Origin of the sequence: Streptacidiphilus anmyonensis (assembly GCF_000787855.1) — a bacterium.
GTDB classification, from domain to species: Bacteria; Actinomycetota; Actinomycetes; order Streptomycetales; family Streptomycetaceae; genus Streptacidiphilus; species Streptacidiphilus anmyonensis.
This window is the reverse complement of record NZ_BBPQ01000024.1, coordinates 79,003-91,981: the sequence shown is the minus strand read 5'-3', so window position 1 is coordinate 91,981 and position 12,979 is coordinate 79,003. Positions and strand designations below refer to the sequence as shown.

6 protein-coding genes are annotated in these 12,979 nt (G+C 71.1%); 3 read left to right on the top strand and 3 right to left on the bottom strand.

Going from position 1 to position 12,979, the window contains the following annotated elements:
- Positions 1-13: 13 nt before the first annotated feature.
- From TR50_RS21485 to TR50_RS21475, 3 genes are all read right to left on the bottom strand, one after another.
- Positions 14-1,204, bottom strand: a complete 1,191-nt coding sequence (locus TR50_RS21485) for a cytochrome P450 (RefSeq protein WP_042423928.1) — start codon at positions 1,202-1,204, stop codon at positions 14-16.
- 100 nt (positions 1,205-1,304) lie between these two features.
- Positions 1,305-4,031 (bottom strand): acyl-CoA dehydrogenase family protein, encoded by a 2,727-nt coding sequence (locus TR50_RS42765; RefSeq protein ID WP_052441169.1) that lies wholly within the window; start codon positions 4,029-4,031, stop codon positions 1,305-1,307.
- On the bottom strand, positions 4,031-7,285 hold the full coding sequence (locus TR50_RS21475; RefSeq protein WP_084700673.1) for a non-ribosomal peptide synthetase: 3,255 nt from the start codon (positions 7,283-7,285) through the stop codon (positions 4,031-4,033). The genes TR50_RS42765 and TR50_RS21475 overlap by 1 nt, the downstream gene beginning before the upstream one ends.
- Positions 7,286-8,010: 725 nt before the next feature.
- On the opposite strand from TR50_RS21475, the gene TR50_RS21470 reads away from it, so the two are divergent.
- The 3 genes from TR50_RS21470 to TR50_RS21460 are packed head-to-tail and all read left to right on the top strand — an operon-like array spanning position 8,011 to position 12,853.
- On the top strand, positions 8,011-9,165 hold the full coding sequence (locus tag TR50_RS21470; protein WP_042423922.1) for a GNAT family N-acetyltransferase: 1,155 nt from the start codon (positions 8,011-8,013) through the stop codon (positions 9,163-9,165).
- Complete coding sequence (locus tag TR50_RS21465; RefSeq protein WP_042423919.1) at positions 9,162-10,334, top strand: LuxE/PaaK family acyltransferase; 1,173 nt, start codon at positions 9,162-9,164, stop codon at positions 10,332-10,334. Before TR50_RS21470 ends, TR50_RS21465 begins: the two co-directional genes overlap by 4 nt.
- Positions 10,331-12,853, top strand: coding sequence for an acyl-CoA reductase (locus TR50_RS21460; RefSeq protein WP_042423915.1), 2,523 nt, complete (start codon positions 10,331-10,333; stop codon positions 12,851-12,853). Before TR50_RS21465 ends, TR50_RS21460 begins: the two co-directional genes overlap by 4 nt.
- Positions 12,854-12,979 lie beyond the last annotated feature (126 nt).

Below are 12,979 nucleotides of genomic sequence, written 5' to 3'. Positions count from 1 at the left end.
CCGGTATTTCCGGCTACTTCCAGGTCACCGCCAGCGGCAGACACACTATCCCGTTCAGGAAATTCGAGACGAGATGCTTCGGATCGCCGTCGAGGGAAAAGGAACGCACATTTCTCCGCCAGAGGTCGAAGAATATCTTCATACCGAGGGCGGCCACGTGCTGGCCGATGCACCGGTGCACGCCGAGCCCGAATGCCAGGTGGTGGTTGGGCGAGCGGTCGGGGACGAACCGGAACGGATCCGCGAACTCCTCCTCGTCCCGGTTGGCCGAGGCGATCCAGGCGGAGACCAGGGACCCCGCCGGCACCTCCGTCCCGGCGACCACGGTGTCAGCGGTGGCGCGCCGCAGCACGTGGTTGACCGGGCTCGCCCAGCGCAGCGCCTCGTCGACGAACCTCTGGTCCGTCTCCTCCTGGCGGGTGAACCACGACCACAGGTCGTCGTCGCCGGCCAGCAGGATCAGCGTCTGGTTGATCGTCTGGGGCACGGTCGGGTTGGCGCCCATGAGGAACGCGTACGCGTTCAGCAGCGGCACGTCCCGGGTCGCGTCCCCCACCAGGGGCGCCGTGGCCGGGCAGCGGCCGCTCACCGAGTCCGGCGGCGGGGCGTCCTCGAGGACCTCACCGAGCACGGACATGATGGTCGTGTGCGCCTCGAAGAGGTCGAACCGGCGCTGGTACTCCGACTCGGCCGCCGCCACTCCGCCCATCGCGCGCACCGTCGCCCGGCCCGTGACGGTCCATTCGCTCTGCGGGATGCCCATCAGCAGTCCCGTGATGGTCATCGGCAGGGTGACCATCGACTCGCAGAAGTCGAACGACTTCCGGCCGCGGACCGTCTCGAACAGCTCCGACATGCGGTCCGTGATGCCCTGCTGGAGGCGCTGCGTCGCCTGGGCGGTCATCAGCGGGGTGAAGACGCGTTTGACGTCCGAGTGCAGCGGCGGGTCCACGAGGTGGATCGCGGCCCCCGCGGCGACGTCGCCGGCCCCGCGCACCGTGAGCATGGTGCTGTAGGCGGAGGAGAACACCGCCGGGTCGCCCAGGACCTCGCGAACGTCGGCGTAGCGCAGCGCCGCGAGGAATTCCTGGCCGTCGGGGGTGCGCTGCCGCTGCAGGCCGTCGCTCTTTCGCAGCTGCTGCCACACGGAATGCATGTCGCGTGTCGCGTACTGCGATTCGTCGTAGAGGTCCGACGACAGCATGTCCGAGGACTGAGGGCCCGGAAGGGAGACTCGCACCGAAAAGACCGCCTCTGCAGGGGATGGACGACAGGCTGGATCCGCGCTCCGGGTTGTCCGTTCGTCACCGCGCCTCGCGGTCGAGCAGTCCGATGCTCTGCGCGCATTTCATGTAGAAGCGCGAGGCGACCGACCACTCGGTGATGCCCTGGGCTCCCAGGACCTGCATCGCACTGCGGACGACGCGCACCAGGGCGTCCTGTTCGACGAGCTCGAACCGGCGCAGGACGTCCTCGTCCAGGTCCGCCACGTGCTCGGCGATCTCGTGCAGCCGCGCGCCGAGGGCGCTCAGCTCCGCGTAGCCGCGGATCAGCGGGAACACCAGGGCGTCGAAGTCGACCAGCCGCCCGCCGAACTGCTCGCGCTCGCAGGCGTGTTCCCAGGCGGTGCGGAACAGCCCGACGCCCAGTCCGAGCACGTAGGCGGCATGCCGCAGCCGGCACGCGGGGGCGGCGCAGGGGTCCTGGTCGTGGCCGGCGTCGTGGAGGGCGTCGTGGAGGGCGTCGTGGTCCGAGGACCGGCACGGCTGGTAGGCGTTCTCGTATCCGAGGTACCCCGTGGAGAGGCTGACCGCGCAGCCGACCGTGAGCCCGAGGCCCAGGCCGCCCTGGTGCTCGGGGCGTTCGATCCCGTCGAGGCCGAGGTCGGCCAGGGTCTTGGCCAGCGCCGCACGCCGCGTCGCCGAGTATGCGAACAGCGGCTCCGCCTTGACGCCGGCGCCCACGGGTTCGAGGACGGTGAGCAGGGTGTCGACCAGCTCCCCGCCGAAGCGGTGCAGGATCGCCAGACAGCGCTGGGAGGACTCCTCCTTGAGATCCGCCGCGATGGTGGACAGCATCATCTCCGACGTGCCGGCCGACAGGGTGAGCCCCGGCGACTCGGTCAGCCCCGAGAACAGCTCCTCGCGGACCAGGTCGTCGACGTCCTGCGCCCGCCCGAGGGTGCTCCAGCGGCGGAGCACCTCGTGCCCGACCTGCTGGCAGGTCTCGCTCGTGTAGAGCTTGGCGACGGCGGTGTCGGTCGCCTTGACGTCGGCCCGCAGGAAGACCTCGGTGGCGGCGCGGGCCAGGGTCGTGGCGCATTCGACCTGGCCTTCCAGGCGGTCCAGGCCCAGCGGCAGGTCTGCCGTGGCGCGCAGCGCCTTGAGCCAGCGGGCCGCGCGGACGACGTGGTCGATGCCGGTGCGCTCGATCGCCAGGGCGCCGTCCAGCAGGGCCCAGCCGCGCCCCTCGTCGCCGACCCGGCGCCAGCTCTCGACCTCGACGTCCTCAAGGCGCACCCGGCACATCCGTTCGCGCTGCACCGTCTCGACGAGCTCGACGGTCACGCCTTCGGCGGCCAGGTCGATGACGAACAGCGTGATGCCGTCGTACTTGTTCCCGCCCTGCCCGGTGCGCGCGGCCACCAGCGCCGAACCGGCGAGGTCGCTGTAGATGCTGAACACCTTGACGCCGCGCAGGACGTAGCGGTCGCCGCGCCGCTCGGCTCTGGTCCGCAGGGCGGCGAGGTCGCTGCCGGCGCGGGGTTCGCTGTACAGGACCGTGGCGAACTCCTCGCCCCGGCTGATCCGCGGCAGCAGTTCGCGCCGGAGCCGGTCCGAACCGGACTTGAGGACGAAGTTGCCGACGATCTGCACGGTGAGCGCGTACACCAGGTCCGGCAGTCCGGTCGAGCAGAAGCCCTCGAACAGCTCGATCGCGACCTTCGTCGGCAGGCCCGCGCCGCCGAACTCGCGCGGCCAGTCGGGGGTGAGCAGTCCGCGGCGGCCGAGCTCCCGGTAGGCCTCGGCGATCGCGTCCGGATCCATCCGCCGGGAGCGGATCACCAGGTCACGCCAGCGCGGCGTGTCCACGAGCTTGGCCAACGCCGCGTGGACGTCGGCCTCGACGGGCTCGCCCGCCTCGCTGGCCTCGGCGGCCTCGTCGTCTCGGGATGCCTCTCCGGCCGCCTCGACCGCCTCCACCACGTCGGTCCGCGGCGCCGCCGAGGCTTCTGCCGCGGTGGGACGCCCCTGCCGGACGATCCGTTCGATCGCGGCGACGTTCTCCGCGTCCCCGAGCAGGCGGTAGTGGTCGCCGGGCAGGTCGTGCACCTCCACGCTCCCCGTGGTCGCCTCGCGCCAGTCGGACTTCAGCGACTCCACGGCGCGCACCGAGACGACGTCGAGGTCGCCGGGGGTGGGCTGCCACTCGCCGACGAGTCGCCGGTTGTGCGCGAAGACGTCCAGCCGCTCGGTGAACGTCTCCGGATCCATGTCCAGCACCGCGGCGGCCTCGGCCGGCGTCCGTGCCGTGGTCTCCTCGTCACGACCGCTCTGCCGCAGCGCATCGTTCAGGAAGCCCCGCACCGCCTCGACCGGCGTCCACGGCGGGACCTCGCCGCGGGCCCACGTGGAGTCCAGGAGCACGACCTCGGGACGCTCCCCGTCCTGCGCGAGCAGGCAGGCGATCTCCCACGCGAGGGCGCCGCCGAACGACCAGCCGCAGACCACGTCGATCCCCGGTCGCTGCTCGCCGAAGCCCTCGACGTAGCGCCGGGCGAGTTCCTGGACCGACCCGGCGAGTCCGCCGACGACCAGCGTGCGCCGCGACGCCTCCAGTCCGAGGCATCGGTGGTCGGCCAGTCGGCGGACCAGTGGCTGGTAGGCCAGCAGGCTGCCGCCCACCGGGTGGGTGAACAGCACCACCCGGTCGGTCGTGGCCGCTCGGCTCAGCTCGATGAGACCCGACGTCTCCGCCGACGCCGACCTCGTCCGCAGATAGGCGTTCAGACGCTCCCCTTCGCGTTGCATCACGCGTTCCCCAGGAGGCGGGTGACGTCCTCGTCGCTCATCTGCTCGATGGCTTGTTGCAGCTCCTCGGGAGGGAGACCGGCGAGCCGGGCGCGTTCGACCTCCAGGGCGAGGGCCTGCACGCTGGAGTCGGCGAAGAAGGCGGCCAGCGAGATCTCGGTCGCGAAGATCTTCTTGATCTTCGACACCAGTTGGGCCGCCTGGAGGCTGGTCCCGCCGAGGTCGAAGAAGCTGACGTCCTTGGCGAAGTCGGTGCGACCGAGGATCGCGCCGAACGCCTGGGTCATCATCTTGCGTTCCATGTCGGTGAGTTGATCCGCCGGCTCCGGTTCGGCGGCGTCGTCGACACCCGGCAGGGCGCGCTCGTCGATCTTGCCGCTGCCGTTGATCGGGAGCTCGTCCAGCAGCACGAACCTGCTCGGCACCATCGTGGACACCAGATGCCTGCGGCAGTGGTCCCGAAGCGCCGCCTCGGTGACCTCGCGCGCGCCGCCGGTCGCGCAGTACGCGACGACCCTCTTGTGCTCCTGGTCCTGCTGGACCTGCACGTAGACGTTGCGGATCCCGCGGGCGGCGCGGACGGCGCTCTCGATCTCGCCGATCTCGATGCGCACACCGTTGATCTTGACCTGCTTGTCGGCCCGCCCGACGTACACCAGCCGGCCGTCGCCGTTGACGCGTGCCAGGTCGCCGGTGAGGTACAGGCGCGCCGAGGGGTCGTCCCCGACCGTGTCGGGGACGAACCGCTGCCGGTTGTCCTCGTCGCGGTTCCAGTACCCGGCCGCGAGTCCGACGCCGCCGATGGCCAGTTGCCCGATGACGCCCTGGGGCACCGGCACGTTCTGCGCGTCGAGCACGTAGGCGGTGTGGTTGTCCATCGGGCCGCCGATGGGCAGGGCGGCGGGCGACAGCGGTTCGGTCAGCTCCTCGACGATGCTGGTGACGGTGCACTCGGTGACGCCGTATCCGTTGAAGATGCGACGGCCCTTGCCCCAGGCCCGCACGAGCTCGTGGGAGAACGCCTCACCGCCGACGAACACGATGCGCAGGTCGTCGAGCGGGGCGGGGTCGAGCAGCTTCATCACCGACGGCGGCAGGTCGGTCACCGTGACGCGGTGCTCCTCCAGGAACCGCTGGACGCCGGTCATGTCGAGTCGCGTCGCGGACGGCACCAGGTGCAGCGACGCGCCGGTCAGCAGCGCGCCGAACATCTCGAAGATCGACACGTCGAACCCGCACGAGGCGTAGCCGAGGAAGCGGTCCTCGGGCGTGAGGTCGAACAGCGTCCGGACGTTCTCGATGAAGCCCAGGATGTTGTCGTGGCTGACGAGCACGCCCTTGGGCGTCCCGGTGCTGCCCGAGGTGTGCATCAGGTACGCGACGGCGTCCTTGCCGGGGACCGCCTCGGGGGCCTGCGCCGTCTCCCGCTGCGCGTCCGGGTGCGGCAGGTCCGCCGGCAGCCGGGACTCCAGCGCGGGCGCGACGCCGGCGGTGGTCGCGTCGCAGACCACGCGCTCCAGGGCGGCGCTGCCGAGGATCGACTCGATGCGGCCCGGCGGGTTCATCGCGTCGATCGGGACGTACACGGCGCCCAGCGCCATCAGCGCCAGGACGGTCGCGGGGAAGTCGGGGGACGGCTCCAGGGCGACGCCCACCCGGTCGCCGGCGCCGACGCCCTGGGCCGCGAAGTGGGCGCGGAGCGCCTCGGCGCGGAGCCGCAGCTGACCGTAGGTCAGGGACTGGGCGGGGGTGCTGACCGCGAGGCGGTGCGCGTGCTGGTCCGCGACGGCGCAGAAATGCGTGAAGACGTTGCCGGTGGGCGTCGGCCGCTCACGGCCCTTGCCGAGAATCGCCTGCGCCGCGCGGGATTCCTCGTCCTCGGCCCACGACTGCCCGATTGTGGCGTCCGGCAGCGCGATCGCCCTGCGCAGGATTGCGACCAGGACCCGCTGCATCGTATCGATCGTCGCCGCGTCGAAGATGTCAGTGTTGTAGGCGGTGTGGATCTCCAGATCCGCACCCTTCTGCGTGACCGTCCACGACTGGAAGAATTTCGCGTGCGTGACGTCGGGCTCGTTCTCGAGGGCGGTGATCCCGTCGAGTCGCAGCGGTTCGGCCCACTCGTTCATCGTGAGCGTGTACTGGAACAGGGTGGAGCGTGCGGATTCGCGCTTGACGCCGGCTCCGGCGATGATTTCCTCGAGCGGCAGCTGTCCGTGGCCCTGGGCCCCGCGGAATCGGCGCTGCACGTCCGCGAGGGACTCCCGGAATGTCTCGTCGGGGTTTATCCGGCAGCGTAACGGCAGCATGTTGATGAAGAATCCGATCGTCCGCTCGCACTCGACTTCGGTGCGGTTGGCCGTCGGCATTCCGAAGATGACGTCCGCGGACCCCGAGTACCTGTGGTAGAGCAGGGCCGTCGCCGTGGCGTAGACGGTGATCGGCGTGGTCGACAGCGACGAGGCGAGGTCGTTGACCTCGGCCGCCAGGCCCGGCCAGGTGCTCACCCGGGCGGATCCCGCGTAGGTCGTCTCCGGCGGGAGGGGGCGGTCTCCGGGGATGTCCATGACGTCGACGCCGCGGAGCGTCTCGGACCAGTAGTCCACGCTCTCCTGCCACGCGCCCGCGCTCATGCGCTTGCGCTGCCACACGCTGAAGTCGGCGAACTGGACCGTCGGAGGCTCGATCTTGGCCACGACGCCGGCGCGCCGGGCGTTGTACTCCTGCTCGAGCTCCTCGAAGAAGATCGAGGTGGAGACGCCGTCGAAGACGATGTGGTGGACGACGAAGCCGAAGTAGTGGAGATCGTCGCGGACGGTGACCAGAGTGGCGCGCCAGAGCGGAAACTCCGTCAGTTGCAGTGAGACCTCGGCGAGTTCGGCCATCAGCCGGGCGGCCTCGCGCTCGGATTCCACGGTCGTGCGCTGGACGGAGACCTCAGCGCTTTCGACGACGCCCTGGAAGTACTCGTCGTTCTCCACCAGGACGTAGGTGCGCAGCGCCTCGTGGCGCATGACGATGCTCGCGAAAGCGTCGGTGAGGGCCTCGACGTCGAGGTCGCCTTCGAGCCGGAACAGGAATGGGACGTTGTAGGTCGACATTCCGGTCCGCAGCCGGTCCACGAACCACAGGGTGTTCTGCGAATGCGAGAGCGGAATATTGTTCCTGTCCTGGCGCGGACGCGGCCCTTCCGTGATTTTGGCCCGGGCGCGTGCCAGGAGGCCCGCAAGCGACTGCTGCTTGTCCGTTGACATACCGTCGTGCGCTGAACTCACGCAAAGCTCCCTTGACGTCCAGAGGCGATCAAAAGCAGCAGTTGTGCGGGTATTTCAGCAGTACAGGCACGGGATTACGCGGCTACAAAGCTCGCTCCGACCCCGGCACATCCTGCCGCCCGGAATCAGGGCGGTCAAGAGGTCGCTGATGTTGAAATCCGAACCGAGTTGATGAGTTCTCGTCAAGCAAGAAAACCGGATGACCCGGCACCACTTGAAGACCGGACCACCCGATTCCGGACGCCGGGAGCCCCCGCCCGACGCCCGCGCGCGGGACCCGGTTCGCACGTGGCGCGGACCCGGCGCGGACCGTGGCGCGGACGGGAGAGCGGCCGGTGGCGGCTGTATGTGTGCGACATACATCCCTGATTCGACTGGTCGTCGCCTACCGCTTCCTGACTGTTCGCCGTCGATGTGATCCTCGTCCCATTCCCGGCTTCCGTGTCGGTAACGACACTTGACGTGTCGTTACCACCCTTCGCGACCGGTTAGAGTGGATCTTGTCGGTTCGCTCGCAGCGCGCGTCCGACTCCTCCATTCGGTCCGCTGCCCCGCTGGCCAAGACGCCGGCAGGGGCTGCGGCACGGCCTGCTTCCCGCAGGGGCCGCCACGCGGAAACCTCATCCAGGGACCGTTCCGACTGCGAGGGAGAAATCCGGCCCCGGGCGAACCCCGGCGGCTGGGGGGACTTTTGGGGAGGTAAATTGGCTGCGCAATTCCGTGCTGCCCGCACGGACGACATCGACGAGCTTCTGACGCTCTATCGGGCGGTCTACGGAAGCTCGTACACCCTGCCTCTCGGCACCGACCGGGAGGTGATGGCCCGGGAGATCGACTCCCCCACGACCACCTGGCTGGTGGCCCGGCAGGGCGCGGACGGACGCCTGGTCGCCTCGATCCTCGGCACCGTCTCCCCGCAGGAACGACTCGGCAAGCTCCAGGGACTGGCCGTCCACCCCGACGCCCGCGGCGGCGGACTCGCCCGGCAGGCGGTCCAGGAGCTCAGCGACCGAATCCTCGGCGAGCAGTCGGTGGACTCCGTCTACGCCACCGCGCGCACCAACTCCACCGCGCCGCAACGGATCTGCCTGCAGAGCGGGTTCCGGGCACTGGGGGTGTTCCCGAACCTGCGCAAGTCCGACCGCCACGAGACGATGGTGCTGCTCGCCCGTCACCGCCCCGGCGTGCTCGAACAGCGCCTGCCGGTGCCCCGGGTGCCGACCGGCCTAGGCGGCCTGGTCGACGCGCTCCACCACGCCGTCGGCCTGCCCGACGCGCCAAGGCCCCGGGTGGAGGAGTGGACCCCCGGACCCTCGCCGGACCTCGGCGAGCCCGACGCCGCACCGTCCTTCGAGCTCGTGGACGCGCCCGCGTTCGTCCGGCGCCGCTTCGCCGGGGCGGTGCCGGACCCCCGGGACCGGTTCTACCCCTTCCACACCCCGAACGTGCTGCTCACCGCCCAGGACGGCGGCTTCGAGGTCTACGCCCAGCTGAACCGCGGCGACGGCTACTGCGCCCTGGTCGCCACCGCTCCGGGGCTGTCGGAGCGCGGCCGCGACCTCGACGCCGTGATCAGCACCCTGTCCGACCACGGCGCGCTGCACATCGAGATGCTGCTGCCGCTGGACCGCTACGAGGACCTGACCCTGCTCCTCGGCAACGGCTTCCTGCCGGCCGCCGCCTACCCCGCCATGCGCCGCGAGGGCGAGGGCTACCGCGACTACGTGGTCATGGCGCGCACCATGAAGCCCCTCGACTTCCGCGGCCTCGCCATCGACGCCGCCTTCCGCCCCTTCACCGAGCAGTACATCGAGCTGTGGAAGCAGCAGTACCTCAACACGCACGGGATATTCCATTGAGCCAGTACCTTGAACCGGTCGCGGTCCCGGACCCGGACGCGCTCGCGCACGTCCAGCGGCTCTGCGACATCGCCGAGCCCTACGCCGTCGGCCCCGAGCTGGACGAGCTGTTCGTCCGGGCCATGAACGAGTCCAACGCGTGGCACGCGGCCCGGTCGCCGTTCTTCGCCCGCCTGTGGGAGTCCGGACCCACCGCCGGAGCGCCGCTTGACGGGATCGACGAGCTGCACCGGCTGCCCTACGTGCACGCCAACTTCTTCAAGGCCCACGAGGTCGTCTCCATCCCGGAGCAGGACGTCGCGCTGCACGTCACCTCGTCGGGGACGACGGGGCAGAAGTCGCAGATGTTCTTCGACCACTGGACGCTGCGCAACGGGCAGCGGATGGTCGCGCGGGTCTTCGACTCCTACGGCTGGCTGGGCGAACAGGAGCCGGTCAACTACCTGCTCTCCAACTACCAGCCCCGGCCCGGCCTCAACCTCGGCACCTCGTTCACCGACGAGTACCTGTGCCACTTCGCGCCGGTGCGGTCGGTGGAGTACGCGCTGAAGCACACCGGCTCCAGCCACGAGTTCGACCCCTTCGGCTGCGCGCGGGCCCTGCTGCGCTTCGCCGAGGAGGGCGCGCCGGTGCGCATCCTCGGCTTCCCGGCGTTCCTGTCCTTCACCCTGGACCGGATGCGCGATCTCGGCCTGCCGCCGGTGCAGTTGGACCCGCGCTCACTGGTCGTCTTCGGCGGCGGCTGGAAGGGGCACGCGGACAAGCAGGTCGCCAAGCCCGAGCTCTACCGGCGCATCCACGACCAGCTGGGCATCCCCGACGAGCGGATCCGCGACGGCTACGGCGCCGTCGAGCACTCGGTGCTGTACATGGAGTGCGCCAACCACCGCCTGCACGTGCCCACCTGGTCGCGGATGCTGGTGCGCGACGTGGGCACGCTGGAGCCGCTGCCCTACGGGGAGCGCGGCTACGCCCAGTTCGTCTCCCCCTACATCACCTCGGTGCCGGCCCAGTCGGTGCTCATGGGCGACCTCGTCTCGCAGCACTCCCCCGAGGAGTGCGGCTGCGGGCTGCCCACCCCCTGGTTCGCCGTGCACGGCCGGGCCGGGGTCAGCCGCAACCGCAGCTGCGCCGTCGCCGCCGCCGAACTGCTCAAGGGGACCTCATGACGATCGATCAGCACTACTGGCAGGGCGCCTGGGTGGACGACGCCGAGGCGGACAAGCGCCTGGACGCCCTCGGCGACGACGTGCGCACCGCGCTCGCGCGGCCGCTGAGCCCGCTGGTCGTCCTCGCGGCCTGCGACAAGCTGGCCACCGCCCTCACCGACCCCGACAGCGACTCCTCGACCCGTCTGGCCGCCGAGCTGGACGCCTCGGGCGTGCCCGCCCACGAGGCCGCCCGCACCCTGCGCGACCTGGCCGAGGCCCTGGGCCGGGAGCCGCTGGAGACCAAGCTCATGCGGGAGCTCGGCGGGATCGACCCCGGTCGGCTGGCCCGCTTCGACTTCCGCCGCGAGATCTTCGAGGCGTGGGTGCCCGTCGGGCTGCTGGTCCACGTCGCCCCCGGCAACGCCCCGGCCGCGGGCGCGCTCAGCGTCGTCGAGGGCCTGCTCGCGGGCAACGTCAACGCCGTCAAGACCAGCGGCGGCTCCCGGTTCACCGGGACGCTGCTGGCGGAGCTCGCGGACCTGGACCCGAGCGGGCTGATCGCCGCGCGCACCATCGTGCTGAACTTCCCCTCCAGCCGCACCGACTGGCTGCGCCGGATGTGCGAGCAGGCCGACGCGGTCGCCGCCTGGGGCGGCGAGGAGGCCCTCGCCGGGGTGGCGGCCCTGGTGCCGCCGGGCTGCCGTCTGGTCGACTGGGGCCCCAAGCTGTCCTTCGGCTACCTGACGAAGGACGCCTGGTCCTCCCCCGAGACGCTGCGCGGCATCGCCGAGGACATCTGCCGCCTGGACCAGCAGGCCTGCTCCAGCCCCCAGGTCGTCTACCTCGACACCGACGACAACGAGCAGGTCTTCGCGTTCGCCGAGCGCTTCGCCGCCGTGCTCGGCGAGACCGTCGCCGCCCTGGCCCCGGCCCCGCCGGAGCTGCTGGAGCGCGCCGAGATCAGCAACACCGTGCTGGTCGCCCGGCTGGAGGAGCACCTGGGGCTGACCCGGGTGCACGAGGCGTCCGACGGCACCTGGCGGGTCCTGGCCGACACCCGCAGCGCGCTGCGCGCCTCCCCGCTGCACCGCACGGTGTGGGTGAAGCCGCTGCCGCGCACGCGGATCACGCAGGTGCTGCGCCCGATGCGCCGCTACCTCCAGACCGTCGGCCTGGGCGCCTCGCGCACCGACACCGCCGAGCTGGCGCAGGCGGTGCTGGCCGCGGGCGCGCAGCGCGTCACCGTACCGGGCAGGATGCTGCACAGCTACGACGGCGAGCCCCACGACGGCGTCTACGCGCTCCAGCGCTACAGCCGCCGCGTCGACGTCCAGCTGGACGACCGGTTCTTGGGCGACGCGTGCCTGGACGACCTGGTCGCGGCCCGGGAACTCGCGCCGCCGAAGGCCGAGGTGGTGTCCAAGAGCGACTTCGAGCTGCTCCAGGACGACCTGAGCCGGGCGGAGGTGTTCTTCCGCAGCGGCGGCAGCTCGGGCGCGCCGAAGCTGTCCGCCTTCACCTGGGACGACTACCACGAGCACATGCGCTCGGGCGCCGAGGGGCTGCTCGCGGCGGGCTTCGACGTGCGCACCGACCGCGCGATGAACCTGTTCTTCGGCGGTCTGCTCTACGGCGGCTTCTCCAGCTTCTTCTCCGTCCTGGAGACGCTGCAGGCGGTGCAGTACCCGATGGCCGCCCAGGAGGACCACGCGCTGGTCGCCCGCTCGATCGTCGAGCACGGGGTGAACACGCTGTTCGGCATGCCCAACTACCTGGTGCGCGTCTTCGCTGCGGGTGAGGCGGAGCTGCGCGCCTACCGGGGCGTGCGCAAGGTGTTCTTCGGCGGGGAGCACTTCCCGCAGGCGCAACGCGACTGGCTGCGCGAGGAGTTCGGCGTCGAGGTGATCCGCTCGGCCGCCTACGGCAGCGTCGACGCGGGACCGCTGGGCTACCAGTGCCCGGACGCGCCGGACCGGGTGCACCACCTGTTCAGCGGACTGCAGACGCTGGAGATCCTCGCCCTGGACGAGGACCGTCCCGCCGCCCTCGGCGAGACCGGCCGCCTGGTGTTCACCGCGCACACCCGGCGCGGGCAGCGCCTGGACCGCTACGAGATCGGCGATCTGGGACGCTGGACGCCCGGCGAGTGCCCGTGCGGCCGCCGCACGCCCCGCTTCGAGCTGCTGGGCCGGTTCGGGGACATCTTCCGCAGCGGCAGCCACTTCCTGAACGTCCGCCGTTTCGTGGCCGTCGCCGAGGAGACCCTGGGCCACCGGGGCGCGCTGCAGATCGTGCTGGACGAGGACGCCGTCAGCGAGTCGCTGACCGTGCGTCTGGAGGCCGGCCCGGAGGAGCTGCCGCAGGTGGAGACGACGGCGCGGGCGTTCCTGGACGGCTACCCCGACCTCGCGGCCGCCGTGCTGCGCGACCGGCTGGTGGAGCTGCGCGTGGAGCACCTGCCGTCGGACGCGTTCGAGCGCACCGCCGCCAGCGGCAAGCTCCCGGCCGTGGTCGACCACCGCACGCGCAACCGCTGACCGCCCGCGCCGGGTCGGACGGCTCCCTGCCGTCCGGCCCGGCGCGCGGTCCCCCGGCCCCCTCGCGCGGCCCTGCCGCGGCCCCGTCCACGGCCCTCCCCGTCAGACCCCGTCTGGCGCCCTCCC